This window comes from Acidimicrobiia bacterium (assembly GCA_040902765.1).
Taxonomy (GTDB): domain Bacteria; phylum Actinomycetota; class Acidimicrobiia; order Spongiisociales; family UBA11373; genus DATKBG01.
This window is the reverse complement of record JBBDWO010000002.1, coordinates 121481-147706: the sequence shown is the minus strand read 5'-3', so window position 1 is coordinate 147706 and position 26226 is coordinate 121481. Positions and strand designations below refer to the sequence as shown.

21 protein-coding genes and 1 tRNA gene are annotated in these 26226 nt (G+C 67.0%); 9 read left to right on the top strand and 13 right to left on the bottom strand.

Annotated elements, in window-relative coordinates; genetic code table 11:
- The first annotated feature begins 8 nt into the window (after positions 1 to 8).
- Positions 9 to 2306 (top strand): sodium-translocating pyrophosphatase, encoded by a 2298-nt coding sequence (locus tag WEA29_00985; protein MEX2322335.1) that lies wholly within the window; start codon positions 9 to 11, stop codon positions 2304 to 2306.
- Positions 2307 to 2309: 3 nt separating this feature from the next.
- On the opposite strand, the gene WEA29_00980 is transcribed toward WEA29_00985, so the two are convergent.
- The gene (locus WEA29_00980; protein ID MEX2322334.1) at positions 2310 to 3599 is read right to left on the bottom strand and encodes a hemolysin family protein; all 1290 of its coding nucleotides are present in this window, start codon (positions 3597 to 3599) and stop codon (positions 2310 to 2312) included.
- A gap of 216 nt (positions 3600 to 3815) precedes the next feature.
- Here WEA29_00980 and WEA29_00975 point away from each other — a divergent pair.
- The 4 genes from WEA29_00975 (at position 3816) to WEA29_00960 (ending at position 8460) form a co-directional block, all read left to right on the top strand.
- Positions 3816 to 3892, top strand: a tRNA-Arg gene (locus WEA29_00975).
- 334 nt (positions 3893 to 4226) lie between these two features.
- A complete protein-coding gene (locus tag WEA29_00970; protein MEX2322333.1) occupies positions 4227 to 6965 on the top strand; it encodes a LuxR C-terminal-related transcriptional regulator in 2739 nt (912 codons plus the stop codon).
- Between the two features lie 342 nt (positions 6966 to 7307).
- The gene (locus tag WEA29_00965) at positions 7308 to 7634 is read left to right on the top strand and encodes a hypothetical protein (protein MEX2322332.1); all 327 of its coding nucleotides are present in this window, start codon (positions 7308 to 7310) and stop codon (positions 7632 to 7634) included.
- 208 nt (positions 7635 to 7842) lie between these two features.
- Positions 7843 to 8460 (top strand): isochorismatase family cysteine hydrolase, encoded by a 618-nt coding sequence (locus tag WEA29_00960; GenBank protein MEX2322331.1) that lies wholly within the window; start codon positions 7843 to 7845, stop codon positions 8458 to 8460.
- Here WEA29_00960 and WEA29_00955 read toward each other — a convergent pair.
- The 5 genes from WEA29_00955 to heR form a co-directional block, all read right to left on the bottom strand.
- Entirely contained in the window at positions 8435 to 8872 is a 438-nt protein-coding gene (locus tag WEA29_00955; GenBank protein MEX2322330.1) for a nitroreductase/quinone reductase family protein, read from the bottom strand. The two genes, WEA29_00960 and WEA29_00955, sit on opposite strands and share 26 nt — an antisense overlap.
- Positions 8869 to 9273, bottom strand: a complete 405-nt coding sequence (locus WEA29_00950) for a DUF393 domain-containing protein (protein MEX2322329.1) — start codon at positions 9271 to 9273, stop codon at positions 8869 to 8871. Before WEA29_00950 ends, WEA29_00955 begins: the two co-directional genes overlap by 4 nt.
- A 43-nt stretch (positions 9274 to 9316) precedes the next feature.
- Complete coding sequence (locus WEA29_00945; protein MEX2322328.1) at positions 9317 to 10360, bottom strand: GntG family PLP-dependent aldolase; 1044 nt, start codon at positions 10358 to 10360, stop codon at positions 9317 to 9319.
- A gap of 51 nt (positions 10361 to 10411) precedes the next feature.
- A complete protein-coding gene (locus WEA29_00940; protein MEX2322327.1) occupies positions 10412 to 10927 on the bottom strand; it encodes a VOC family protein in 516 nt (171 codons plus the stop codon).
- Positions 10928 to 10990: 63 nt separating this feature from the next.
- On the bottom strand, positions 10991 to 11752 hold the full coding sequence (gene heR, locus WEA29_00935) for a heliorhodopsin HeR (GenBank protein ID MEX2322326.1): 762 nt from the start codon (positions 11750 to 11752) through the stop codon (positions 10991 to 10993).
- A 107-nt stretch (positions 11753 to 11859) separates the two neighbouring features.
- On the opposite strand from heR, the gene typA reads away from it, so the two are divergent.
- Positions 11860 to 13683 carry a translational GTPase TypA gene (typA, locus tag WEA29_00930; GenBank protein MEX2322325.1) on the top strand — a complete coding sequence of 608 codons (1824 nt, stop codon included), beginning with the start codon at positions 11860 to 11862 and terminating at the stop codon, positions 13681 to 13683.
- On the opposite strand, the gene WEA29_00925 is transcribed toward typA, so the two are convergent.
- Positions 13646 to 14578 (bottom strand): diacylglycerol kinase family protein, encoded by a 933-nt coding sequence (locus WEA29_00925; GenBank protein ID MEX2322324.1) that lies wholly within the window; start codon positions 14576 to 14578, stop codon positions 13646 to 13648. The genes typA and WEA29_00925 overlap by 38 nt on opposite strands.
- A 51-nt stretch (positions 14579 to 14629) precedes the next feature.
- On the opposite strand from WEA29_00925, the gene WEA29_00920 reads away from it, so the two are divergent.
- Complete coding sequence (locus tag WEA29_00920; protein ID MEX2322323.1) at positions 14630 to 16657, top strand: bifunctional diguanylate cyclase/phosphodiesterase; 2028 nt, start codon at positions 14630 to 14632, stop codon at positions 16655 to 16657.
- Between the two features lie 16 nt (positions 16658 to 16673).
- A complete protein-coding gene (locus WEA29_00915; protein ID MEX2322322.1) occupies positions 16674 to 17540 on the top strand; it encodes a hypothetical protein in 867 nt (288 codons plus the stop codon).
- 156 nt (positions 17541 to 17696) lie between these two features.
- On the opposite strand, the gene WEA29_00910 is transcribed toward WEA29_00915, so the two are convergent.
- The 6 genes from WEA29_00910 to WEA29_00885 form a co-directional block, all read right to left on the bottom strand.
- Positions 17697 to 18725 (bottom strand): deoxyguanosinetriphosphate triphosphohydrolase, encoded by a 1029-nt coding sequence (locus tag WEA29_00910; protein ID MEX2322321.1) that lies wholly within the window; start codon positions 18723 to 18725, stop codon positions 17697 to 17699.
- 61 nt (positions 18726 to 18786) lie between these two features.
- Entirely contained in the window at positions 18787 to 19743 is a 957-nt protein-coding gene (gene phnE / locus WEA29_00905; protein ID MEX2322320.1) for a phosphonate ABC transporter, permease protein PhnE, read from the bottom strand.
- Positions 19740 to 21050, bottom strand: a complete 1311-nt coding sequence (gene phnE / locus WEA29_00900) for a phosphonate ABC transporter, permease protein PhnE (GenBank protein ID MEX2322319.1) — start codon at positions 21048 to 21050, stop codon at positions 19740 to 19742. Before phnE (WEA29_00900) ends, phnE (WEA29_00905) begins: the two co-directional genes overlap by 4 nt.
- Positions 21051 to 21106: 56 nt before the next feature.
- Complete coding sequence (gene phnC / locus WEA29_00895; GenBank protein ID MEX2322318.1) at positions 21107 to 21880, bottom strand: phosphonate ABC transporter ATP-binding protein; 774 nt, start codon at positions 21878 to 21880, stop codon at positions 21107 to 21109.
- A 151-nt stretch (positions 21881 to 22031) separates the two neighbouring features.
- A complete protein-coding gene (locus WEA29_00890; GenBank protein ID MEX2322317.1) occupies positions 22032 to 23153 on the bottom strand; it encodes a PhnD/SsuA/transferrin family substrate-binding protein in 1122 nt (373 codons plus the stop codon).
- Positions 23154 to 23323: 170 nt separating this feature from the next.
- The gene (locus tag WEA29_00885) at positions 23324 to 24142 is read right to left on the bottom strand and encodes a basic amino acid ABC transporter substrate-binding protein (GenBank protein MEX2322316.1); all 819 of its coding nucleotides are present in this window, start codon (positions 24140 to 24142) and stop codon (positions 23324 to 23326) included.
- A gap of 163 nt (positions 24143 to 24305) precedes the next feature.
- Between WEA29_00885 and dnaX the strand changes: the two genes are divergently transcribed.
- Positions 24306 to 26057, top strand: a complete 1752-nt coding sequence (gene dnaX / locus WEA29_00880) for a DNA polymerase III subunit gamma/tau (GenBank protein MEX2322315.1) — start codon at positions 24306 to 24308, stop codon at positions 26055 to 26057.
- Positions 26058 to 26226 lie beyond the last annotated feature (169 nt).

Sequence of the window (26226 nt, the reverse complement as noted above, 5' to 3'; positions counted from 1 at the left end):
TTTTGGACATGCTGATCATGGCCGCCGGTGAGGGCGGCTGGCAAGAGTTCACCCTCGGCTCGACCGATTGGCTGTGGCTGTGGATCGCGGCAGGGACGGCCGTGCTCGCCCTCATCGTTGGCGCGGTGCTCACCCGGGGAGTCCTGCGTGCAGATGCCGGCACCGAGAAAATGCAGGAGGTGGCCCTCGCCATTCAGGAAGGCGCCATGGCCTACCTGCGGCGCCAGTTCAGGACCATCCTCATCATCCTCATCCCCTTGTCGGCGGTGGTGTTCTTCACCTCGACCGCGGTCATCCGACCTGCTGATGGCTCCGCGGCGCTGAGCTTCTTCGAGTCGGGCCTGTTCCGGACACTCGCCTTCGTCGCCGGAGCCTTCCTTTCGGGCCTCACCGGCTTCGTCGGGATGAGCCTGGCGGTGAGAGGCAACGTGCGTACGGCTTCGGCCGCCCGATCCGGCTCGCTGGCTGCGGCGCTCAAGGTCGCCTTCCGCACCGGTGGCGTCGCCGGCATGTACACGGTCGGCCTGGGGCTCCTCGGTGCCACCGTCATCATCATGGTGTTCCAGAACACCTCGTCGGCGATCCTCATCGGCTTCGGATTCGGTGGTTCTCTCATCGCCCTCTTCCTGCGGGTCGGTGGCGGGATCTTCACCAAGGCGGCGGACGTGGGCGCCGACCTGGTGGGCAAGATCGAACAGGGCATCCCCGAGGACGATGCCCGCAACCCGGCGACCATCGCCGACAACGTCGGTGACAACGTGGGTGACTGTGCCGGTATGGCCTCGGACCTCTTCGAGTCGTACGAGGTGACGCTGGTGGCGTCGATCATCCTCGGTGTGGCCGCCTTCTCCTCGATCGGCGCCAACCCGGCGCTCGGGCTGATCTTCCCGGTCGTGGTGCGGGCCATCGGCGTGGTGGCGTCGATCATCGGAATCTTCCAGGTGCGCGCCACCAAGCGTGACCGCTCGGCGATGGCGCCGATCAACCGCGGTTTCCTCACCGCCGGCCTGCTCACCGTGGCGGGCACCCTCGCTGTGGCCCTGCTCTACGTGGGCAACGACAACGGCAACGAGGGTTGGAAGGTGTTCGGCGCCGTGGTCACCGGATTGGTGCTCGCCCAGGTGGTGAGCCGCCTCACCGAGTACTTCACGTCGACCGAGAACAAGCCGGTCCGCGAGATCGCCGAGGCGACCCGCACCGGCCCGGCGACGACCGTGCTCGCCGGTGTGTCTTCCGGTCTGGAGTCGTCGGTGTGGGCGATCGTCGCCATCTCCGGCGCCATCGGGGTGGCGATCGGCCTCGGCGGCGGCAACATCATGTTCTCGCTGTACCTGGTGGCTCTCACCGGCATGGGCATGCTGGCGACCACCGGGGTCGTCGTCTCCGAGGACACCTTCGGCCCGGTGGCGGACAATGCCGCCGGTATCGCCGAGATGTCCGGTGAGTTCCACGGTGAGGGGCGCGCCGTACTCGTCGGCCTCGACGCCGTCGGCAACACCACCAAGGCGGTCACCAAGGGCTTCGCCATCGGGTCGGCAGTCATCGCCGCCGTCGCGCTGTTCGCCTCGTTCATCGAGACGATCTCCGGTGAGCTCGGTCTGGAGGCCACCGGGTCGGAGCTGTTCACCCAGTTCGAGACCTCGATCAACGTGGCCGACCCGGCGACGTTCATCGGGCTGCTCATCGGTGGTTCGATCGCCTTCATGTTCTCCGGCCTGGCGATCAGAGCGGTGGGCCGTTCGGCGTCGGTCGTGGTGCAGGAGGTTCGCCGGCAGTTCGCCGACGGGGCGATCATGCGCGGCGAGCGCCGCCCCGACTACGGGCCGGTGATCGACATCTGCACGCGGGCGTCGCTCCGTGAGCTGCTCACCCCGGCCCTCCTGGCGGTGCTCACGCCGGTGATCATCGGCTTCGGCATCAACTACTTCGCCCTCGGCGCCTTCCTGGCAGCGACGATCCTCACCGGCCAGCTGATGGCCAACTTCCTGTCCAACTCGGGCGGGGCGTGGGACAACGCCAAGAAGTACATCGAGGAGGGCCACATGGGTGGCAAGGGTTCGGAGTCCCATATGGCAGCGGTGATCGGTGACACCATCGGAGACCCCTTCAAGGACACCGCTGGTCCGGCACTCAACCCGCTGATCAAGGTGATGAACCTGATCTCGCTGCTCATCCTGCCTGCGGTGATCCTCATGCGGGACTCCGGGATGCGCTTCGTCATCGCCGGCGCGGCCACCCTGGTGCTCGGCGCGGCGATCACCTGGTCGAAGCTGCAGAAGCCAGTGGACCTCGGCTTCACGAACTGACGCTCAGCGCGGCGGCTCCGGCGACTCGTCGACGTTCTTGTCAAGTTTCTGGAGCCGCACGCGGGTGATGGCGCGGTCCTCGACGGCGAGCACCCGCAGCTGCCATCCATCGATGCTCACCACATCGCCGGGTTCCTTCGGCAGTCGGCCCAACGAGTCGAGGACGGCGCCGGCGACAGTGGTGTACTCGCCTTCGGGGAGGGCGACGCCGAGGTCCTCCAGGTCGTGCATGGGGAAGTTGCCCGGGAGCTCCAGACTTCCGTCCGGGAGCCGTTCGACGCGGATCAGGTCCTTGTCCGACTCGTCGTAGATCTCACCGACCAACTCCTCGATGAGGTCTTCGATGGTGATGATCCCCTCGCCGGAGCCGTGCTCACTGACCACGATCGCCAGGTGCTGACGGGCGTGTTTCATCTCGCGCAGCACGTCGAGGGCCTTGGCGGTCTCGGGGAAGACCATGGGTGGGCTGGCCAGCTTCTCGAGCGGGTCGGTGGTGCCGATGAGGTCCCGTAGGTGGACGATGCCGGTCGACAGGTCGAGATTGCCCTCGGGGGCGATCGGCGCCCGCGAGTGACCTGATTCGAGGAGGGTGGCGAGCGCATCTGGCGCGGAGAGTGAGGTGTCCAGCACCAGCACGTCGCGCCTCGGGATGAGGATCTCGCGGAGGCGTCTCTCCGATATGTCGAAGGCGCCGCTGATGATCTCGCGCTGCAGCAGGCTGAAGGTGGTTTGGCTCGCCATCAGGTCGCGCAGTTCCCTTTCGGTGAGCGCCTCACCCTGACGGTTCGGATCCCCGCCGAGCAGTCGGACCACGATGTTGGTCGACTTGGAGAGGAGCCACACGAGCGGCGATGCGATGGACGCCAGCACGGTGAGCGGGCGAGCCGTCACCATCCCCCAGCGTTCGGCACTCTGCATGGCGAGGCGCTTGGGGGCGAGCTCGCCGAACACCAGGCTCACGAAGGAGATCCCCAAGGTGACGACGATGATCGACACCGGAACCGCCGCGTTGCCGAAGAAGTCCAGCTGGCGAGCCACCGGTTCGGCGAGTGAAATCGCCGCGTAGGCGGATGCCAGGAATCCCGAGAGCGTGATCGCGATCTGGATCGTGGCGAGGAAGCGGTTGGGGTCGCGGGCCAATCGGGCGAGGGCCCGGCCGGAGCCAGGTGACTCCTCCAGGCGCCTCAGCTGACCTTCCCGTAGCGAGATGAGGGCGATCTCCGTGCCGGCGAAGGCGGCGTTGATCAGGATCAGGATGCCGATCAGAGTGAGCTGGAGTGCGATGTTGTCCATCGGCGCCCGCTAACGGCTCAGCCCGCGTCGGGACGCGGGCGTGGTCTGGGACTCCCCCTGGAGGGGAGCGAAGGGTGCCGCCGGCTTGGGGGCCGACGGCCCGGTACTGGGAGGTTCCGAGCGATCGTGCATCAAGGTGGACGGGGGAGTGTACCCGCCGACGGGCTCGACCGCACCGGTGGTTCTGCGGGGAGCGGCTACTACGATGCCCTCGCTGCGCCCGTAGCTCAATTGGACAGAGCGTCTGACTACGGATCAGGAGGTTGGGGATTCGAGTTCCTCCGGGCGCGCCACATAAGGCCTGGTAGATGGCCGTTTCTGCGCCATCCGATGTATCTAGGCATGGACGGCTGATCAGGACCTGATCACATTCCGCAGCCACTGGGAGGTTCAGCCCCAATCACTGCTCTGCTGTTGGTGCCTTCCAAAGCGGAGAGCTGCCGAGCTGGAATGACCTGTTGCGCCTGTTGCCTCGCGCTCAGCAGATTTACCCGGCATAGGTTGGTGCCAGACGCCATATGGGTAGGCGCTTCCTCCTAGATGGGTGCTCGACCGAATCAGGTCGAATGTCTTGTTTCCGGTCGATGGCTCCCTGCCTCTTCCCGGTTGGCCGATAGCCTGCCCTGCATGAGGCTCTTCGGCCGTGACCAGGAGAAAGCCTCCCTGGAGGCGTTCTTAGCAGACCGCTCGGGCGAGCATCGGCTGATGCTGCTTCGCGGCGACCCGGGAAGTGGGAAGAGCGCCCTTCTCGAGTTTGCGGCGGCCAGGGCGCCCGGTTTGGTGCTGAGCGTGGGAGGAATGGAAGCCCTGCGGCATGTCGAGTTGGCCGCCTCGATGGGCATGCTCAACCGGCTCGCCGAAGAGAGGGAAGAGGAGAACCTCTTGAGCCGGATCCTCGACGAGGATCCGGGAGCCCGGGTCGTGCCCATCCAGCTGTTCGAGGCCACCCGCCGTCTTCTCGAAGGCCAGAGCGGGTCGCTTCTGATCGACGACGTCCAGTGGCTGGACGATCTGAGCCTGGGCCTGATCCTCTATCTGCTGAAGAACGCCCGAGAGCCGTCACACTTGGTCGCCGCCTCACGCTCTGGAGTGGGCGCCAGCTCCTTCATCGAAGAGGTGAGGAAGGCGGAGGTGAATCCAATCGTCCTCGAGGTTGGCCCGTTGGAAGAGGCCCATGGGATCGAGCTGACCATGAGCATGAGCCCCGCCCTCTCCCGGGAGGCGGCGCGCTCGATCTGGGAGCGTGCCGGCGGGCTCCCCTATTGGCTGATCGCCCTCTCCGGGGACCGTGAGCAGGACTCATCGGACGAGCTGCTCGCTTCACGGCTCCGCGGCGCCGGCTCAGACGTCATTTCTTTCTTGGTACACATGGCAGTCCTGGGACGACCGGTACCTGTCGAGAGGCTCGGAGCGATGCTCGACTGGGGCGCCGCGCGGGTGGAGGAGGCGGTGCACGACCTCGAGACCCGGGGCTTGATACGACGGCGACTCGACCAGGTGTCGCTCGTCCATGATCTCATCCGGGAGGAAGCCATAGCGCAGGCCGGCGAGGAGTCGCGGCAGAGGGCTCACGCTGGCATCGCCCGATACCTAGAGACCATCGAGCACCCACGGACCGAGATCCTGCTCGAGGCCTTGTACCATCGGCTTGAGGCAGGTGCCCCTGCTCGGTCACAGGCGCTCGCCCTGCTGGGGTCTCCGCGCCGGCGATTGCTCGGCGAGGGTGGTCTCGCCAATCTCTCCCGAGCCGCCGACCAGCCAGGGCTCGACGACGAGGAGGCGGCTCTCCTCAGGCGAGGTGTGGCGCAGCTCGCCACCGATATCGGAGCGGCAGGCATTGCCTCGCGTCGGTGGCTCCTCGTCTTCGAGCAATCAGGAGACCCTGTCGAGCGGGTTTGGGCTGCATGCCAGATGTCTCGCATCGCCCTCCGCTCCGATGCTTTTGCCGAGAGCCGCACATGGCTGGACATGGCGAGAGCCATCCCGGATACCGACCAACTCAACCGGATCGAGATGGCGACCCTCGAGGCTGGGCTTCTCATGCAGAGCGAACGGCGCCAGCAGGATGGCCACGCCATCGCCCAGGGTGCGATGGCGCAGGCACGAGAGCTGGGTCTGATGCTCGGAGAGGAGACGGGCGAAGACCGGTTGGAGAGAGCGCCTGCGGTGAGAGTCGACGTGCTCCAGGCTGCGTACGACTCCGCCATGATCTCGGCCGATCAGCTGAGATCCCTGGAGGTTGCCCTTTTAATGGTGGACGCGGCGCGCTCCGAGATGGAGAGACTGGTGGCGCTCGGCCAACAGGGCAGGGCACTGATAAGGGTGGGCAGGCTGGCCGATGCCCGGTCGATCCTCGAGTCCCTCTGGCAGCAGTCTCACGAGATGGCCCTGGTCACGATGATCGTCCGGTTCGGCCCCGCCTACGCAATGAGCCTCTTCGAGACGGGACGCCTCGCAGATGCGGCAAGAGTAGCCGCCGAGGTTATCCCTCTCGCCGAGCGTCACGGCTTTCCCCGGTCCGTCTACTTCGCCCGAGCGACTACGGAGCTCTCGACGCTAGTCAGTGGGGATTGGCGTGGGGGCCTCGATGCGATGAGGGCCAGTGTGGAGGGGGAGGAGGATCCGCACTACCGGCTGACCCAGTGGCAAAGAGTGGCGACTTATCTCAGCCGGACGATGGGTGCGCGCTCTTCGTCTGATGTAAGCCGGGTTCTGGATGCGGGTTGGGAGGACGCCGGGCTTGCCAGGTGTGCTCGGTGCACCTCGGAGTTCGCCCTGGCTGCTGCCGAGGCGTCGGCCAGGGCCGGGATGTCGGACGACTCGGAGCGGTGGCTGGACCGGTTCCGCGAGACCCGGGTCCCCTCCAACCCTTTGATCGAAGCGGGTCTGCAGCTCACGAGGGCGTTGATCGACCGCGGTCTCACGCCACTCCAGCTGGCTAGGGATCGCTTCTCGGACATGGGTTATCAGGTCGAGCGGCTCTGGATCGGGCTCGACCTTGCCGCGGCCAGGGCCGCTCAGCCGGGTCGGCCGCAAGCCGCCGACACATTTCGTGAGGTGGCGGGAGAGGCGGAGCAGATGGGGGCAGTGACGCTTCAGCTGCTCGCCGAGAAGGGCCTCCGGGGCCTCGGGGCCCGCACTTGGCGTCGTACTACCGACTCCGGGGAAATCCTCGGTCTCACCCGGAGGGAGCTGGAGGTTGCCCAGATGGCGGCCGCTGGATCGTCGAATCGAGAAATCGCCGAATCGCTCTTTCTCTCCACGAAGACCGTGGAGCGTCACGTGTCGAACATCCTGGCCAAGGCGGGTGTCAGGAACCGGGTCGAGCTGGCCGGGCTGCTGGCGAAGAAGGCGGCCGATCAATGAGGGTATTCCCCGATGAAAGGTCGGCGACGACGTGGCAACAATTGACCTGAACCCCACACGCGACATGGGGCAAAGGGATGGCGATGCTCTTGGTGGTGACCGGCGAGGCCGGGGGTTGGGCAGAGGCTGAGGCCCTGCGCAAGCTCGGCCGTCTCGGGATCACCAGCCTCACCGCCCTCGAGGCTCCCGGCAGGGTGGCGCTAGTGCTGCAAGGTTGGGCATTCGACGTTGATGCGTCCGGTCAGAGGTGTGTAGAAATCCTCACCACCGGCGTCTCCGATGTCACCGTGTTCCACCCGGTCGTCCAGGTGGGGGTAATTACTCGAGACAAAGGAGACAGGGATGAGGAGACGGCTGACGAGAACCGCCGCCGTGCTACTGGTGATGGCCGGGATGAGCCTGACGGCGGCGCCGGCATGGGCGCACCCACACCAGATCGATACCAACCAGAACGGCGTGATTGACGCGGGGGACGTGAAACTGGCCAACGGCCAGCTCCACGGCCCATTCGTCAACGGAGTGTCATGCGGGGGCGATCCAGCGGCCTACGGGATGGAGACGGCCCACCATGGGCCGGACGCCGGCAAGCCGGGGAAGGCCGATGGCTGCTATCAGACCACCGGCGGAGTGCCACCCGGTCAGGACGTTGAGAACCCGGTGATCCGCTAGACGAGACCGAGGGGGGGCCCTGGCCGTAAGGCCCGGGCCCCCCCTCGTCCTTGGCTCGAAAGGTCGGGCCCTGTCCGGTCGGCCGCGATCTGGTTGATGGCCGCTCGTACATTGATATCTGTTCGACGAGCCGCCTCGTCTGCTATATAATGCCGGGCGGCGATATGATGCCGGGCGGCGCCCTCGCCGGGAGCCAAGTTGGGAGTTCGTGACACGACTACACGACTTCGACCCTGCCACCTCGGCTCTGGTTCCGATGGACTTCCAGAACTATGGTCTCCACCCAGACGGCTATTGGGCCCGCCAGGGTCTGCGTGAGTTCCCCGCAGGGGCATATCTCGCCGTCGCGAACCTTGCTCGATTGCTCGCAGCGGCCCGCGCTGCCGGGCTTCTCATCGTTCACGTGAGGGCGGCATGGCGCCCGGGGAGTCCCGAGATGAATATGGCTGTACCGGTATTCGCCCGGGGTCCCGACCGGGCGGTTGAGGGCACGTGGGATGCCGACTTCTACGAGCCAGTAGCACCACAAGGCGACGAGCTCGTCGTTACCAAGCGTGGGATAGGTGCATTCATTGGCACCGAGTTGGATCGGTTACTGCGCCTTCGTGGAGTGACCACCGTCATCCTCTGCGGGATAGCTACCAACTGGGTAGTCGAAACGAGCGCGATGGATGCCGCCGATCTCGGTTATCGAGTGATCGTCCCCGAAGACTGCTCGGCGAGCATCACGGTAGAGATGCACCTGTTTGCCATCGAAAAGGTGCTTCCCGATATAGCCACTATTTGCGCGGCCGATGACGTCATCGCCCCTCTCGAGGCGCCCTGACGAGAACGCCTAGAACGCCACCCCCGCCTTCCGCATTCAAGCTCGGGAGTCGCTTCCTTTCCACACCGTGTATCCAGCCCATGCCAACCCAAGGGCGAACACGGGAACGCCGATGTAGAAGCCCCATTCGGTGGTGGTCGAGTCGTCCTCGAAGAAGGCGCCAGTGGCCTATCGGCCGCACGGTTGCCGGTGTGTCCATCCCGCCAGCGTGGATGATCACCTCGGGGCGGGCCGTGACGTTCGCCAGCCAGTCGCGTTTCCCCGGCGTCCCGGTGACGATGAAGCGGCCGTCGACGTGAAACCACCAGATCTCGATCCGCCGTGGCAGGCCCGACCTGCGGCCGTAGGTGGTCAGGTCGATGGTCCGCAGGGCGGCGAGGCGCTCTAGGTCTCGCTCGGACAGTGACGTCACAACACGCCACCCGATCGCTTGGCCCGGCACGAGTCGTTGGGGCACGATCCGAAGCGATAGCGGTTGCGGGCGATCCGGTCGTAGATCCTCTCTCCGAGCCATCGGACACCGGGGATCCAGAGCAACGGCACCAACGGCCACGCCAACGGCAGCGACGGTGCCATGGCACGGAACGCCTCGAACCCGGTGAAGACCGTTCCGTCGGATCGGACGAGGTGCATCCGTTCGAGGAGGTCGTCATGGGTTGCTCCTGGCACCAGCCCGGCCGCCGCCTCGTGGTCGTTGGCGTCGACGAAGCGGAAGCGGCGGAGCCAGTCGAGACGCTGGATGCCGCGACGGCTGCGGCCGCACAGCGGGCAGGAGGCGTCGTACAGAACCGTGTGACGATTGCTGCGGTTCACCAGCCCACGATAGGAGTCGTTCCGAATGCGACGGCGCCGGGTTTCAACTGGCCGCGGCTCGGCGCATCGCATCGGCCGCCCGCAGGCACTCCTCGGCATCGACGTTCAGGTGGGTGACCGCCCGAACCACCCGTCGCCCGAACGCACTCACCAGCACGCCGCGCTCCCCACACCGCTCGACGAAGGTTGCGGCGTCGGGCACTTCCGACTCGTCGGCGAGGGAGAACACGATGATGTTGGTCTGGACGGTGGAAAGGTCCAGGGCGATGTGGTCGCTCTCCGCCAGCACCTCGGCGATGAGCCGCGCATTGGCGTGATCCTCGGCGAGCCGGGCCACGTTGTTGGCCAGGGCGTACGACCCTGCGGCGGCAATGATGCCCGCCTGGCGCATCGCCCCACCTGCCATCCGGCGGTATCGGTGGGCCATCCCGATGAGCTCCTTCGACCCGGCGAGCATCGAGCCGACCGGCGCGCCGAGGCCCTTCGACAGCGACATGCCGATCAGGTCGAACCCTCGGGTGAGCCGCGCCGGTTCGACTCCAGACGCCACCGCCGCGTTGAGGATGCGTGCCCCGTCCAAGTAGGTGGCCAGCCCGTGCTCCCGGGCCACGCCCACCGCAGCGCCGAGCAGGTCCTCCGGGAACACGATTCCACCCGCCCGGTTGTGGGTGTTCTCGGCAACGAGCAGCGTCGTCGGCGGATACACGATGTGGCCGGCGGGCTTGATCGCCTCCCGCACCTGGTCGGCGGTGTAGGTGCCGCCGCTTCCCACGGTGGTGAACTGAACGCCGGCATTGGCGGCGGCTGCGCCCGTCTCGTGCATGACGATGTGCGGTTCTGTCGGCACCAACACGTCGTCGCCCGGCCGAGTCAGCGTGCGCAGCGCCACCTGGTTGGTCATCGTCCCCGAAGGAAGAAAGAGCGCCGCCTCCGTTCCCAGGACATCGGCGGTCTCATCCTGGAGGCGGATGACAGAGGGGTCCTCGCCGTACTGGTCGTCACCCACCTCGGCCTCAGCCATGGCGCGCCGCATCGCCACGGACGGGACGGTGACGGTGTCTGAGCGCAGGTCGATCTTGTCGTCCATGGGACGATCCTAGGTATCGCCGTGCCGGACGGACCGGCGCCTCTGTCGCGGTCAGTCGACCCGGACCGGGGCCCCCAGCTCGTCGGCGGTTCCCACCCCGGTCCACCTGGCCACCTCGGCGGTGAGGTCGAGGTGTTCCACCACTCCCTTGGTGGCGTACTCGCCCCATGCGTCGCGCGGCAGCATCCATTGCACCTCGAACTCGTTGCCGTCGGGGTCGGCCCCGTAGAGGCTCAAGGTGGCGCCGTGCGACGACTCACCGGTGAACGCTCCCGACGCGATGAGAGCGTCGCGGATGGTCACGAGCTGATCGATGGTGTCCACCTGCCACGCCAGGTGGTACAGGCCCGTCGTCCCACGGGGCGCTCGGGGCGTGCCCGCGCCGAGGCCGAAGAGTCCGAGATCGTGATGGTTCTGCGAGTCCGCGGCGCGCAGGAAGGCAGCGTTCATGCGCCCCTCGAGTCGCTCCATCACCCCGAAGCCGAGCACGTCCGTGTAGAAGGCGACGGCCCGGTCGAGGTCCGAGACGAACAGGACGGCATGGTTCAGGCGGCGGATGCCTGTCATGGATGACCTCTCGGAGGGGATACCTCAGAGAACACGGTCTTCGGTCCCGGCTATTCCCGCCGGTCAGACGGCGAGGGTGCTGGCGAAGACCTGCCAGGCGAGCGCCGACTTGGCCGTGAGGCTCAGGAGCATGTAGACCCGCTCGCCGAACAGGTAGTCGGCCCACCTCCCGCGGGCGCGGTACTGCAGGACCATGTTCAAGGCGAACACGTTGAAGAAGGCGAACAGCGAGACGTAGATCGCGTACACGAACCCCGGTGGGCTGGCGTCGACGCCCGGGGCGAACAGGTACACCCCGATGGCGACCCAAGGGAGCACGCCGATCAGCGAACCGAGGCCGAAGGGGAGCCAGCTGGGTGCCCCGGGCGTCTCGTAGCGCTCCTGGATCAGGCCGAAGAGGATCATGGCGGCGTTGGCGCCGGCCAGTCCGACCAGTGCTGCCACGTCGGTGATGCCAGTGATCATCGCGATGAGCACGATCATGACGGTCGAGCTGAACGAGTACTCGATCCAGCGCGCGTAGTTGCGACCCTGGGCAAGGTGCCGGCGGTACCAGCCGTTCACCCCGGGAAGGGCGATGGTGGCGTGCGCCGCGGCCGACATGAGCAGGAATGCAGCGACCCCCCATGCGACCCGGACCTCGAACAGGCTCGAGAGGGCGGGAGGCGGACCACCGGGAGGTCCATCCATGAAGGTTGCAGTGACCGGGAGAGCGAAGTCGTTGGCCAGGGCGACGACCACGACAGCCTGAGCCGCATGGAGGATGGCCAGGGCGATGTTGGTGAGACGCAGGCGGTCAGGGGTGGGCCTGGCGGCGGAAGTCATGAGCGAACGGTACCGCCGACCGATGGTCACCCGGCTGCTGGGCTCTGGCTGGTAGCTGGTAGCTGGTAGCTGGTAGCCGATAGCCCTCTTGTACCATCGCGCGCTCCGTGCCTGAACTCCCCCTCCGCAACGTCGCGCTGGTCGCGCACGTCGATCACGGTAAGACGACCCTGGTCGACGCCATGCTCGGCGCTGGTGGCGTGTTCGCCTCCCACGAGGAGCGGGTTGACCGCGTCATGGACAGCGGCGATCAGGAACGCGAGCGTGGCATCACCATCCTGGCCAAGGCCGCGTCGGTGGAGTGGCAGGGAACCCGTATCAACCTCGTGGACACACCCGGTCACGCCGACTTCGGCGGCGAGGTCGAGCGGGCCCTCGCCATGGTCGACGGGATCCTCCTCCTCGTCGACGCAGCCGAAGGGCCGATGCCACAGACCCGGTACGTGCTGTCGAAGGCCTTGGCTCTCGGGCTTCCTGCCGTCCTCGTGGTCAACAAGGTCGACCGACCCGATGCTCGGGCCACCGAGGTGGTCGACGAGGTGTACCAACTGTTCTTCGACCTCGATGCAGCCGACCGTTTCATCGAGTTCCCCATCGTGTCCACGATCGCCCGGGTGGGTCGGAGTATCACTGGAATCGGGGTGCCCGGGGACGGCGACGACCTCGGTGCGTTGTTCGATGCGATCCTCTCCGGCATTCCGGCACCTGCGGGCGACCCGGACGCCTCCCTCCAGGCACTGGTGACCAACCTCGATGCCTCCGACTACCTTGGCCGTCTCGCCATCGGACGGGTGGTGAGCGGGACGATGCGCTCTGGTGAGACCGTCGCCCTGTGTCACGCCTCCGAGGACGAGCCACCGCTGCGCCGCAAGCTCACGCAGTTGCTCGGGTTTGTGGGGCTCGATCGCCGCGACGTGCCCGAGCGCGCTGCCGGCGACCTCTTCGTGCTCGCTGGTTTTCCCGAGGTGGAGATCGGCGACACCATCGCCGATCCCGATAACCCGGTCGCCCTTCCCCGCCTGGAGATCGACGAACCGGTGCTTCGCATGACTTTCGGGGTCAACACCTCACCTCTGTCCGGCAAGGACGGCAAGTTCCTCACCTCCCGTCAGATCCAGGACCGCCTGCGACGCGAGGTCCTCGGCAACGTGTCGATCCGCCTGGGGCCAACGGCGAGCGCCGACGTGATGGAGGTGGCCGGAAGGGGAGAACTGCAGCTAGCGGTCCTCATCGAGTCGATGCGTCGTGAGGGGTACGAGCTCCAGGTGAGTCGGCCCGAGGTGATCATCCGTGAGATAGGCGGCGCGCCTCACGAGCCCTTCGAGCGGGCCGTCGTCGACGTGCCCGACGAGTACGTCGGAGCGGTCACTCAGGCGGTGGCGCCCCGCAGGGGTCAGGTCGTCGATCTCCGGCCGGGCGACACGGGTCGCACCATCGTCACCGTCACCGCGCCGGCGCGGGGGCTGCTCGGGTTTCGATCGCTACTCATGACGTCCACCCGGGGCACGGCGCTCGTCCACCAGCATCACGACGGCTGGGTCCCGTGGGTCGGAGAACTCCCCACCCGACAGGGTGGGGCGGTGGTGGCCGATCGGGGTGGGGCGGCGACGCCGCATGCCCTCGACAACCTGCAGAAGCGTGGTGAGCTGTTCATCGGACCGGGAGACGAGGTCTACGAGGGCATGGTGATCGGCGAGTCGTCGCGGCCCGAGGAGATGCAGGTCAACCCCACCAAGGCCAAGCAGCTGACCAACATCCGCACTCACAGTCATGACGAGGCCGTTCACCTGGAGCCTCCGAGGCGGATGACATTGGAAATGGCGATCGAGTGGATCCAGGACGACGAGCTCGTCGAGATCACGCCGGAGTCGATCCGAATCCGGAAGCGGCATCTCACCGAGGGTGAGCGCAAGCGTCTGAAGATGCGCTGACGACGTCGAGGGCTCCGGGCACGATCGTGAAGGTCGCCGGGGTCGATCCCACCGGCTCGCCGTCGGCTTCGACCGGGATCGGTGAGTCGGATGCGATGGTCACATGGTCGCCTTCGAACTGGACGATCCGTCGGTTCGGTAAGTGGGATCCGCGGTAGATGCGGGGGATGAGCGTCAACGCCTGCCGCTTCGGCCCGATGCTCACCTGGACGTCGAAGAGCCCATCGCCGGGGTCGGAGTGGGGCGAGATGAGCATGCCACCGCCGAAATACCTCCCGTTGGCGACCAGAGCGTTGTGCGCCACTCCGCTATGGACTTCCCCGGCGACGGCCACGGTGATCGCCGTGGGCCGATAGGAAGCGAGCGTCGGCCAGAAGGCGAGCAGATACCGGGCTCGTCCTACCCACCGCGGAAGCCGGGCAGCCAGGCCCGCCGTCGCTGCGGCCATCCCGGCCCCCGCCACGTTGACGAAGTGACGGACGATGGATCCGTCTGGTCCCTGGCACTCGATCCGTCCCACGTCGATGGACACCGTTGGACCGACGATACCGCGGAGGCTGCCGTCGAACCGCTTGGGGAGACCGAAGCTCCTTGCAAAGTCGCAGCCTGAACCGGCGGCGACCATACCGAGGCTCGGTCTGTCCCCGGGCCCTGCCATCAGACCGTTGGCCACTTCGTTGACCGTGCCGTCGCCACCGACGGCGACGACAGTGGAGAAACGCTCCTCGGCCGCCTGGCGTGCCAGTCGCATGGCGTCGAGGGGTCCTCGGGTCGGCAGGATCGTCGGCTCGATGTCGTGCGCCCGGAGTGCGTTGGCGACTACAGGAATCTGACGGGCAATCCGGCCCCGTCCGGCGTGCTCGTTGATGATGAGGGCCACGCGTGGCGCAGGCACCGCCGCAGGGTACTCAGGTGGCCCGGGCTTGAGTATCGCTAGGTTTTGCCGATGGAACAGGGCATGCCTCACCAGCGTCGTTGGAACCGTGGTCGGCCGTTCACGGCCGTCGTGATCGCCGCAGGAGCGGGTGCCCTGCTGGCACTCCGACCCTGGGGAGCGATCGGTGCAGCCGCGGGCGGGGTCCTGTCCGGCCTAGCCGCCATGCTGGCGTGGGGGTCATGGCGGTCCCACCGAACGGTTGCTCGCCGGCTCGACGATCTCGAGGTCACCCATCGATTCGCCGCGGTGTGTGAGATCGCCGACACCACCGACGAGCTCGTCGTCGCCACCATCGACACCTGCCTTGAGGTATTCGGGGCGGATGTGGCCGAGGTCGTCATGGCGCGCGGGGTCGGATCGACGGCGACCGCGCGCCGTTCAGGTGAAGGGTCTCCCACTCGACGCCCGGCGACGCCGAGGCTGCTGGCCGCCTTGGGCGGCGCAGAGCGTGTCGACATACCGATCCCACTCGTCGAGGCGCCGGCCGACGTGGTCGCTCACTACGGCGAGGCCGGCGTTCGAGACGGGATGCTGGTGATCCTGCGAGGCGGCGGCGGTAGCGACACCACCATCGTCGTCGGCCTGGCGGAAGGCAGGACCGTCTCGACCGCAGACCTCGGTCAGTTGGGAGAGTTGGCGGGGCGGGCGCGCATCGCCTTCGAGCGTGTGCGGCTCATGGAGCGACTGCAGCGCGAGATCAGCCAGAAGGACCACCAGGTGCTCCACGATGGCCTCACCGGACTCCCCAACCGGCTCCAGTTCTCGATCGTCACCGAGGATGCCATCCGTACCGCTAGGGGGAATTCGGAGACAGTCGCCGTGCTCCTCATCGACCTGGACCTGTTCAAGGAGATCAACGAGACCCTGGGACACCAACGGGGTGATGTCGTGCTGCGCGAGATGGCGAGCCGGCTCACCGAGGCGGCGCGTCCCGGGGAGCACGTGGCGCGTCTTGGTGGCGACGAGTTCGGAGTGGTCATTCGTGGCGTCGACGGGTTCACCGGAGCGGCCGCCGAAGCGCGTCGTTTCGCCGATGCCGTTCAGCGACCGCTGATCACCGAAGGGCTGACCCTTCAGGTGACGGCGAGCATCGGGATCGCGCTGGCACCGGAACACGGAACCGAGGGCACGGCGCTGCTGCGTCGCGCCGAGGTGGCGATGTACGAGGCCAAGCGGACGGTCGCCGCCATCGAGGTGTACGACACACAGCACGATCGGTACAGCACGCGTCGTCTGGCGCTGGCGGCAGAACTCCGCGCCGCCATCGACAGCGGTGGTCTCGGCGTCCACTATCAGCCGAAGGCGGATCTGGCCGATGGCAGGGTGACGGGCTTCGAGGCGCTGGCGCGGTGGACGCACGCTCGCCACGGTTCGATCCCGCCCGACGAGTTCATCGGACTCGCCGAGCGCACCGGCTTGATCCGTCCGCTCACCGAGTTGGTTCTCCGCACCGCACTCGCCGACGGCGTCCGCCTCGGGGCGGATCGCGACGGGTTGTCGATCGCGGTGAACATCGCCCCGTCGTCGCTGAATGACTCGGCCTTTCCCGGGATGCTCGCCGAGATCATCGGGGAGAGCGGCATCGACCCGAGCGCCGTGATCCTCGAGGTGACCGAGTCGACGATGATGGCTGACTCTGCCAAGGCGCGCCAGGTGCTGGAGAGCCTGGACGAATTGGGCGTGGAGCTCAGCATCGACGACTTCGGCACCGGGTACTCGTCCCTGTCCTACCTGTCGTCGCTTCCCGTGGACGAGGTCAAGATCGACCGCTCGTTCGTCATGGGCATGAGCTCCGACGCTCGGTCGGCGGCGATCGTGCGTTCCACGATCGCCCTGGTCCATGCCCTTGACATGCGCGTCGTCGCCGAGGGGGTCGAGGATCGCGCTACCTGGGATCAACTCCGATACGCCGGATGCGACCTGGTTCAGGGCTACTACCTGGCCCGACCGATGCCGTTCACCGACCTGAGCGCCTGGCTGACTCAGGCCCGTCTGACCACCGAAGAACTCGACACCGCCGAGGATCGCGACACCTGACGCCTATGGTCGTCGGATGAGCGAGCGTGCCCCCCGGCCCCACAGGTCACTCCGCAGTGGGCTGGGCCGTCCGATGGACTTTCGGCTTCTGTCGAACCGGCTGTCGATCGCCCTTCCCCTGGCGGCCGGGTCGGTAGCCGGCATCGGGAGCCTTCTCACCGGCGGCGGCCTGGCCGATGCCGTCCGGGCCGGGATCGCTGCGGGAGGATCGTCGTTCCTCGCCTGGGCGGTGACCCGGGAGCTGAATCCCGATCATCCGGTGGCAGCATCGCTGGCCGCGGTCGCAGCGCCGTGGGCGACCGTCTTCGGATCGCCATCCCTCGCCGTGGTTGCCGTGTGGCTGTTGGCAGTCCGAGTGGTGGCCGGCACGACCGGGGCCGCCCCCTACGCCGTCGACATGATCGTGGTCGGCGCCTTCACCATCTGGGCGAGCACCAGCGAGGGGGGCCTGGCGCTGGCGCTGCTGGCCCTCGTTGCCATCGCCTCATCGACGGTGTTCGACGCGAGGAGCCGTCGCACCGTGCTCGTAGGTGCCGGCCTGGCGACGGCCGTTTCCCTCGCCGCGGCCCGGGCAGCGGGCACGCTTGGTCTGCCGGAGGCATGGACCGCCCACTCGGGTTGGTGGCTGGTGGCCGTGGCTCTTTCCACCAGCGCAGCGCTACTCGTTCGGGTCGAGTCCACCGCGGATCGTCGGCCCGTTCCGATCGACACCAGGCGGGTACGGGCGGCCACCGGTTGGGCTGGCACGGCGTGTGTGATCGCCGTGGTGTGGCGCGGACCTGTCGGGATGGCTTCGATGGCGCCCGTGGGCGTCGTCCTCGCCGTGACGGCGACGTGGTCCGTTGCCCGGCGCCTTCGCGGCGGTTGGGGAGGAAACCGGTAGGCGGGCGCCGTGGACCCGGACGCTCCGAGAGCCTCGCGACGCGCTTGGCCTCCCCTTCGTCTCGGCCCTGCGGTCCGAGCCACCTCCCCCTACGGGGCGGAAATCGATACATCGAGCACGTCGAAGATCTCGAGCAGCCAGGTGAGGCCCAGCGACTCAGGGCGTCGAGCCGGCCAGGTCGGTCTTCATCACGCCGCCGAGTCGCTCGAAGTCGCGAATGGCGAACCGGTCGGTCATCCCGGCCACGTAGTCGATGGCGGCGAGCGTGGGGTCGGTCTCGTCGCGGTAGCTGTCGGGGATCGCATCGGGATGCTTGCGGTAGTGCTCGACGAGGCTCTGGATGATCTCGATCGCCTGTTCCCGTTCGGCTTCGGCCTCAGGACGCAGGTACACGCGTTCGAACATGAACGCCCTGATGTCGTGCATCGCCTCGAGCACCGGCTCGGTCATCGACACCGTGCCCTGGGCCACCGACTCGGTGATCACCGCGTCGATCATGACCGAGATCCACTCGGATCCGGGCTCACCGAACACCCGTCGGGGACCGTCGGGCAGGTGGTGGTACCCGATCACGCCGGCCCGGACGGCGTCATCCACGTCGTGGGTGAGATAGGCGATCCGGTCGGCGAATCGACACACCATGCCTTCCTGGGTCGCCGGCGGAGGGTCGATCTTCCACGAGTGGGCGCGGATCCCGTCACGGACCTCCCAGGTGAGATTGATCGGTTCGAGCCGATCGAGGATGCGAACGCTCTGCGCGGCGTGATGCCACTCGCCCTTGACGTAGGGGGTGAGCGCGTCCTCGCCCGTATGACCGAACGGGGAGTGGCCGACATCGTGACCGAGACAGATGGCCTCGGTGAGGGCTTCGTTGAGGCCGAGTCCCACGGCCAGGGAGCGCCCGATCTGCGTGACCTGGAGGGTGTGGGTGAGCCGGGTGACGAAGTGGTCACCGTCGGGGTTCATGAACACCTGGGTCTTGTGCTTCAGGCGCCGGAAGGCCTTCGAGTGCAGGATGCGATCCCGGTCGCGCTGGAACACCGTGCGCACCGGGTCGAGAGGCTCTGGTTCCGCCCTGCCCCGGGAGTCGGCGGCTCGGGTGGCGGCGGGGGAGAGGTTCGTCGCCTCCCACGCCTCGATGTCGGTACGGGTGCGGCGGATCAGTTTCGAATCACCGGTCACCATTCACCAGTTCCCAGTCGCGACGGCCATGTCGAGCCTATCGGGTGGCCGGCCTCACTCGAACCTAGGCCGGGGTGCTCTGCATCTGGATGAGCATGAACACGATGAACCAGGTCGCCAGAACCGCAAAGGTGATCATCGCCAGCCGCTGGGTACGACCGGCGCCGAGGAACATCGCCACGGGACCCGGCTCACGCTCGCCGGTGATGATGCGGCGGCGCAGTTTCGCCGAGATGGTGTCGATCACCAGAACCACGACGATGGTGAGGAGCAGGACGGTGCCCACCCGGGCGTAGTTGTGGAAGGCCAGCTGGTTCACCAACTCGAGCCCGATTCCGCCGGCCCCGACGACGCCGAGGACTGCTGAGGCGCGGATGTTGATCTCGAAGCGATAGAGCCAGTAGGCCATGATCGCCGGCATCACCTGAGGCACGATGCCGAACCTGACCTGAGCGAGTTTGGTGCCGCCGACTCCTGCGACGGCCTCCACCGGTCCGGGCTCGATGCCTTCTACGACTTCTGACGAGAGCTTTCCAAGGGTGCCGATGGAGTGCAGGCCGATGGCGAGAGTTCCGGTCCACGCTCCCAGACCGGTCACCGGGATGAGGACCATCGCCAGGAGGACCTCGGGGACCGACCTGATCATGATGAAGATCTGTCGGACGATGGCGCTGGTGGTCCGCGACGTCACATTCCTTGCCGCGAGGAAGGACAGCGGGAGCGAGATCACGGCCGCCATCATCGTCCCGACCCAGGCGATGAACAGCGACTCCATGACCTTCGGCAGGGCGCGCTGGACCGTCTCGGGACTCAGGTCCGGGGGGAACATGCGGTGGACGATGTTCCAGATGTCGGCCGGGGCGGACAGCAGGCGATCGATCGACACGTTGAGTCCGGCCGCCGACCACAGGAATGGCACCACGATGGCGATGCCGATCACCCACCGAAAGATCTTGGGGCCGCGAGGCTCCCTGGGACGCAACGCGCCGCTCGCCATGGCTTCGTGGGTCTCGAGGTTCATACGAGGCGCCTCCGCAGGGCGACGCTGATCTGCTCGAGGATGAACACGACGATGCCGATCACGATGACGATGGCGAGGATGCGGTCGAACTTGTAGAAGACCCGTTGGGCTTCGAGGACGCGGCCGATACCGCCGCCGCCGACGAGTCCGATCACGAACGAGGCCCGGATGCTCAGTTCGAAGATGTAGAGCGAGTAGGCGACGTAGTTGGGGAGGACCTGGGGCAGTACTGCGGTGCGGACCGCCGGGAAGTGGCGGGAGCCTGCGGCCTTCGCCGCCTCGAGGGGTCCCGGACTGGCGGCGTCGATGGTCTCGGAGAGCAACTTCGCCATGATCGCCATGCAGAAGATGGTGAGAGCGAGGGTGCCGGCGAACGCACCGGCTCCGACCGAGGCCACGAAGATCGCCGCCCAGAACAGGTCGGGGATGGTCCTGGTGACATTCATGAACCCCTTGTCGACCAAGTAGGTGGTCTTGTTGGGCGAGGTCAGTGTCGATGCCATGAAGGCCACGGGCAATGCGGCGAGGCACCCGACCACCGTGGCCGTGATGCCGATGCGGAGGGTTTCGATGATCGGATTCTCCCGGAGGGGAGCCCCGAACTCCCACGACGGCAACCACCACCAGGAACCCTCACCGATCGCCCATCCGAAGTCGGGGGGCCAGAAGTTCGGCAGGTTGACGATGTTGGCGATCTTGGCGATGAGGCCGGGGATGGTGAATCCCACGCTGGCACCGGCGAACGCCGTGAACAGGATGACGGCGCTCCCGGTGGCCAGACCGGGAAGGTGGGTCACCGCGGCGAGGAAGGCGGCCAGACCCACGGCGGCGACGACGAGGGCGATGATGGCGTAGTCGCCGCGTCCGAACTCCGGTTCCAGGCCTCGCCGCAGCGAGTCGATCGGCCTGAGCACACCAAGGGTCTGAGCGGCCGGGATGGCGAAGGCACCGCCCAGGATCCAGACGAGCACCGTGTTCATCGACGACGCCGGCCGTGCTCCATGGCGTCTGGCCACCCATGCGCAGGCGATGCCCGCCGGTATCCAGGCGGCGGCGAACTGAAGGCACAGGAGAACATCGATCGTCTCGGGGGTATCGGGAAGGACCCTGGTCGCGGCGACGGTGGAGGCCATAAATCCAGCCGCCAGCACGACGCGCTGGGCCAGGTCGGTCTCGACTCCTCCCATGCTGAGGGCGAGGAGGAGGCCAGCGGCCGCGATCAGCCCCCAGGCGATGCCGTACGCCACGAAGCCCGAGAGGCTTCCCACGAGGAGGGCTGTGGTGGCCACGACGAGAGAGAGGGCCATCGATGAGGCCCGCCGTGGAGCCTCGGGGCGCGCCTGCGCGACCGCCCCCTCCACGGTCACAGGTCGGCGCCTTCCAGCAGATCGTCGGGGGTGACCGATCGCCCGTAGATGTCGCGGAATGTCGTCTCGGTCACATCGGCGATGTCGCCGTCGTAAACCAGCTCACCGTCACGCAGCCCGATTAGGCGCTTGCCATACTGGCGGGCGAGGTCGAGGAAGTGGAGGTTGATGATCGTGGTGATACCGAGGTCGCGGTTGATCCGGCGAAGGTCTTGCATCACGGTGTGGGAGGTCACCGGGTCGAGGCTCGCCACCGGCTCGTCGGCCAGCACCACCTTGGGCGCCTGAGCGAGCGCCCGGGCGATTCCGACCCGCTGCTGCTGGCCTCCGGAGAGATTGCTGGCCCGCACGTACGCCTTCTCGATGATGTCGACCCGTTCGAGAGCCTGGAGGGCGAGCTCCTTGTCGGCGGCGGGCCACAGGCCGAGCATGGCCCGCATGAAACCAACCTTGGCCAGGCGTCCCATGAGGACGTTGTTGATCACGGTGGTTCGGTTCACCAGGTTGAACGTCTGGTAAATCATGCCGATCTCGGAGCGCAACTCCCGAAGGGCGCTGCTCCTGGCGCCGCGCACCTCGACCCCGTTGACCCTGACGGAACCGTTGGTGATCGGGACGAAACCGTTGATGGCCCTCAGGAAGGTCGACTTGCCGGCGCCGGACAGACCGACGATCACGACGAGTTCGCCGCTGTCGATGGTGACGCTCACGTCCTTGAGGGCTTTGAGCCCACCGGGGTAGGTGACCTCGACGTTGGTGAACTCGATCATCGGTGGCTCGTCTCTCCTGGTCGGGCGAGGGCGAGCCTAGTGAGTCGACCGATGGCGTCGCATGGCAGAACACAGGGAGGCCGTGGCGCTCCACAACCGAGTGAAGCCGCCCTCACGGGCGGCTTCACTCGGTTGGTCTGTTCGGTGTCGGTTACGAACCGAAGCCGAGCCGGTCGATGGCTGCCTCGATGAGCACGAACGAAGCCACGGTCGACGCATCGGCACGGCGAACGTCCGTCCACGAGTAGATGGCGTCCATGAGGGCCAGGCCCTCCTCGGTCTCGAACACGTCGGCGATCGCCTTGTAGATGGCATCCTTCAGGCTGGCCGGAAGAGCGGCATCCACGGCGATGACGTCGTTTGAGATCGGTGCCGAGATGTTGAACACGATCACCTTCTCACCCACGTCCGGGTTTGCCTGGCGCACGTTGCGGCGGGCGTCGTCGAACGAGACACCGAAGTCGGCGTCACCGCTGTAGACAGCCAGCACCGAGTTGTCGTGGCTGCCCGAGTAGAACGACTCGTAGTCGACGTCCTGTTCCAGGCCAGCATCCTCGAGCTCGAGCACCGGGAAGATGTATCCCGAGGTCGAGGTCTCAGTACCGAACGCCATGTTTCCGCCAGCGATCACGCTGACATCGACCGGCGACGGGCAGATGAGGCCAGCCGAGACGCTCTCGTCCCGGGTGCCGTCACCATTCCAACCGACCTGCAGCGCAGGCGTGTCGGTCGGACCTGCCGCGACCACGTTGCCGAACCCGTCGTACCCGTACGCACCCTCGATGGGCGGAGTGTCTGCACCGCAGACAGCCGCATCGTTGGTGAAGTACTGGGCGTGGTAGGTGGCCGAACCGAAGCGCACGGACTGCGCCAGCAGCTCGATGTTCGGGTAGATCCGGCTCGCCAGCACGTAGTTGGCGGGCGCGAACGCACCGATCTGTGCCTCACCGGTACCCAGGGCGACACCGAGAGCGGTGTAGTCCGAGGTGACGATGCCCGACACTTCCATGTCGAGGGCGTCGGCCAGGATGCCGGCGAGCACGTCGACGTTGTCCTGGAGCTCCTCCGCCTCACGAGAAGGCACGAAGCCGAAGATCAGCGAGTCGGGCCAACCCGCCCGTGGATCCGGATCGCCTTCAGTGGTGGTGGTGGCGGGCGCTGCGGTCGTGCCGGGCGCCCCCGTCGTGGTCGTACCGCCCGTGTCGTCGCCGCAGGCGGCGGCTACGAGCGCGAACGCAATGACCAAGGCGAACGTTGTTCGCAGTCGTCGCATTGTTTTTAACTCCCTAGTTGTGTATGGCTATTAAGGCCGGTGCCGATCTTAGCGGTGTGCTGTGACCTAGGTCCGGCCGCCGATGAGGGTCGCGAAAGGTGATCATCCGGTCCGCAACGGAGTGGAGGGCCGCCCCATGGCGACCCTCCACGTCATCTCTGTCGGCTCACTCAGCCGCTGTACAGGACGCTTCCTGCTGGGGCCTCGGGGAACCACTTGTCGTAGATGGCCTGATAGGTGCCGTCGGCGAGCATGTCGGCAAACGCCTGGTTCATCGCCTCGAGCAGAGCATTCCGGGCCGGATCGACACCGAAGCCATACTCCTCGTTGGTGGAGATGACATCGGCGATGGCCAGCGTCGGACGGTTGGCCGTCTCGGCTGCAGCCGAGGGCTCGTCGAAGATCACACCCTGCACCTGACCGCCCTCGAGGGCGATGTAGGTGTCGGCTGCCTCCTCGTAGGAGACGACTTCCACGCCGCGCGTGGCCAGGTTGTCCTCGGCCCACGCCTCACCGGTGGTGCCGGTCTGCACCGCCACCCGGTCGCCTTCACCGAGATCGTCCACCGACGAGATGTCGGGGGTGAGCGCGGTGTTGATGGTCAGCGCCTGCTCGGCTCGGTAGTAGGGGTTGGTGAAGTCCACCTGCTGGGCACGCTCCGGAGTGATCGTCGCGCCGGAGGCGACGACGTCGAACGTACCGGTGGCCAGCTGGGTGAAGATCGTGTCGAAGGCGGTCTCCACCCACTCGACCTCGAGGTCGAGGCGGCTGGCGATCTCCTCGATCAGCTCGACGTCGAAGCCGGTCAGCTCGCCGTCGTCGCCATAGAACTCGAAGGGTTCCCAGGGGATGTCCGACCCTACGGTCAGCACCCCCGCCGTCTGTGTCAGGTCGGCGGCCGCGGTGGTGGTCGTGCCCTCGTCGTCGCCACAGGCGGCGGCGATGAGCGAGACCATGGCCGCGACGGCCAACAGGTTTCTCATCCGCATATGTGTGTTCTCCTAAAGGGGAATGTGCCGGAAGGCACGAGCCAGATGGTACTACCCAGGCAGCCGGTAGCCGGTAGCCGGCAGCCCTCTGGCGTTCAGCGTTGAGCGTTGAGCTTGCTCTGCTGTCTGCCGTCTGTCGCCTGCCCGCTGTACCCTCAGCGCCGTGAGCGACTATCAGGCGTTGTACCGCAAGTACCGACCCCAGCTCTTCTCCGAGGTCGTCGGCCAGGCTCACGTCACCGAGACGCTCGCCGGGGAGGTCATCGCCGGCAAGGTCGCCCACGCCTACCTGTTCGCTGGGCCGCGGGGCACCGGGAAGACGACGACGGCCCGCATCCTCGCCAAGGCGATCAACTGTGCCGATCTCCAGCCCGGCGGTGAGCCCTGCAACGTGTGCAACTCCTGCGTGAGCATCACCGCCGGCACGTCGATGGATGTGGTCGAGCTCGACGCGGCCTCACACAACAAGGTCGAGGACGTACGCGAGATCCGGGTCAACGTCGGCACTGTGGCGAGTGTCGGGGGGGCGCGACGGGTCTACATCCTGGACGAGGCGCACATGCTGTCGCGAGCCGCGTCGAACGCGCTGCTCAAGACACTCGAGGAGCCGCCCGAGCACGCCCACTTCGTCCTGGCCACCACCGAGCCGTACAAGCTCCCCGACACGATTCGGAGCCGAGCACAGCGGTTCGACTTCCACGCCATCGGGTCGGAGGCGCTGGTCACCCATCTGGCGGCAGTCGCCGGCGCCGAGGGGATAGAGGCGTCCACGGACGGTCTCGCCCTGATCGTTCGTCATGCCACGGGCAGCGCCCGAGATGCGTTGAGCCTGCTGGAGCAGGTAGCCGCCATGGGCGAGGGCGCGGTCGCGCCGAAGAAGGTGGCACGAGCGCTGGGTCTCGCCGACTCGGAGGTGTTCGGTCGCGTCGTGGCCGCGGTGGCGGCTCAGGACGCGGCGGCCGCGCTGACCCTCGTGTCGGAGGTCGCCTCGGTGGGTGCGGACCTGCGGAGATTCACCGCCGAGCTGCTCGAGCAGTTCCGGGGGCTCTTCCTGGTCCAGTACGCCCCGAACGTCGAGGAGATCGTCGACGAGCCTGCCGACGTCGTCGCCGAGTGGCGATCGCTGTCTACGAAGGTCGGTGCCGCCGACGTGCTCCGCTGCATCGACCTGCTCGGCGCCGCCCTGTCGGATCTGCGCGACGGCCGTGAGGAACGCCTGATCGTCGAACTCACTCTCCTCAAGATGAGCCGTCCGGAGACGTCCCCTGACGTTCCGTCCTTGATCAGCAGACTGGACCGTCTCGAGGAGAGAGTGAAGCGCGGTGTTCCGCCGACGGTGCAACCGGACCGACCCAAGCCCTCCGCAGCGGCTGTGTCCGGGTCCGACGCTGAGCCGATTGCGAGTCCCGCGGAGGCCGAGGTCTCGGAAGTCGCCGCGGACGATGACGGGTCCGAGGCCGCTGAAGACCTGGTCGACGCGGCGCCGTCTGCCGAGCCCGAGGCGGCACCGGCGACGGATCTGGACCTGGCCGCGTTCATCGAGAAGTGGCCGATGGTGGTCACCCGGGTGCGGGAGGCGGCGGGGCCGCGGCGCTTCGCCGTCTTTCGCGACGCCAGGCCCGTGCGAGTGGACGGCTCGAAGCTCGTGATCACGGTGCCCGGCCCGTTCCATCGTGACCAGCTGATCGAGGACCGTGGCCTTGCCGATGTCGTGACCGCCGCGCTCGCCGAGGTCGCCGGTGGCAAGGTGGGGTTCACCTACGAGGCCGATGGCAATGCCCCGGCAGCGGCACCGGTCGTACCGACGGTCGAGGAGCGGGCCCCCGACAAAGGCGACCTCGTGGAGTCCGATGAAGGAGCCATCGACCCCACGGCCTTAGTGCTCGACCTCCTCGGCGGCGAAGTGGTCGAGTAGTAGCAGGCGCCTCCGGCGCCGTACTTGGTATTTGGTAGCCGGCGCGAGTGCGGGTGGGTATGGGCGGGAAAACTTTCTCCCCCCGAAGGGGGGAGTCCCGTAGGGAGCGCAGCGACCGGAGGGGAGGGGGGAGGGTGGTCCTACGTGGGCCTCGCGACGCGTTTGGCCT

Excerpts from the sequence above, each read along its gene's own strand:
- WEA29_00985 (MEX2322335.1), top strand. The coding sequence starts at position 9 with ATGCTGATCATGGCCGCCGGTGAGGGCGGCTGGCAAGAGTTCACCCTC.
- WEA29_00980 (MEX2322334.1), bottom strand. The coding sequence starts at position 3,599 with ATGGACAACATCGCACTCCAGCTCACTCTGATCGGCATCCTGATCCTG.
- WEA29_00970 (MEX2322333.1), top strand. The coding sequence starts at position 4,227 with ATGAGGCTCTTCGGCCGTGACCAGGAGAAAGCCTCCCTGGAGGCGTTC.
- WEA29_00965 (MEX2322332.1), top strand. The coding sequence starts at position 7,308 with ATGAGGAGACGGCTGACGAGAACCGCCGCCGTGCTACTGGTGATGGCC.
- WEA29_00945 (MEX2322328.1), bottom strand. The coding sequence starts at position 10,360 with ATGGACGACAAGATCGACCTGCGCTCAGACACCGTCACCGTCCCGTCC.
- WEA29_00940 (MEX2322327.1), bottom strand. The coding sequence starts at position 10,927 with ATGACAGGCATCCGCCGCCTGAACCATGCCGTCCTGTTCGTCTCGGAC.
- heR (MEX2322326.1), bottom strand. The coding sequence starts at position 11,752 with ATGACTTCCGCCGCCAGGCCCACCCCTGACCGCCTGCGTCTCACCAAC.
- WEA29_00920 (MEX2322323.1), top strand. The coding sequence starts at position 14,630 with ATGGAACAGGGCATGCCTCACCAGCGTCGTTGGAACCGTGGTCGGCCG.
- WEA29_00915 (MEX2322322.1), top strand. The coding sequence starts at position 16,674 with ATGAGCGAGCGTGCCCCCCGGCCCCACAGGTCACTCCGCAGTGGGCTG.
- WEA29_00910 (MEX2322321.1), bottom strand. The coding sequence starts at position 18,725 with ATGGTGACCGGTGATTCGAAACTGATCCGCCGCACCCGTACCGACATC.
- phnE (MEX2322320.1), bottom strand. The coding sequence starts at position 19,743 with ATGAACCTCGAGACCCACGAAGCCATGGCGAGCGGCGCGTTGCGTCCC.
- phnE (MEX2322319.1), bottom strand. The coding sequence starts at position 21,050 with ATGGCCCTCTCTCTCGTCGTGGCCACCACAGCCCTCCTCGTGGGAAGC.
- phnC (MEX2322318.1), bottom strand. The coding sequence starts at position 21,880 with ATGATCGAGTTCACCAACGTCGAGGTCACCTACCCCGGTGGGCTCAAA.
- WEA29_00890 (MEX2322317.1), bottom strand. The coding sequence starts at position 23,153 with ATGCGACGACTGCGAACAACGTTCGCCTTGGTCATTGCGTTCGCGCTC.
- WEA29_00885 (MEX2322316.1), bottom strand. The coding sequence starts at position 24,142 with ATGCGGATGAGAAACCTGTTGGCCGTCGCGGCCATGGTCTCGCTCATC.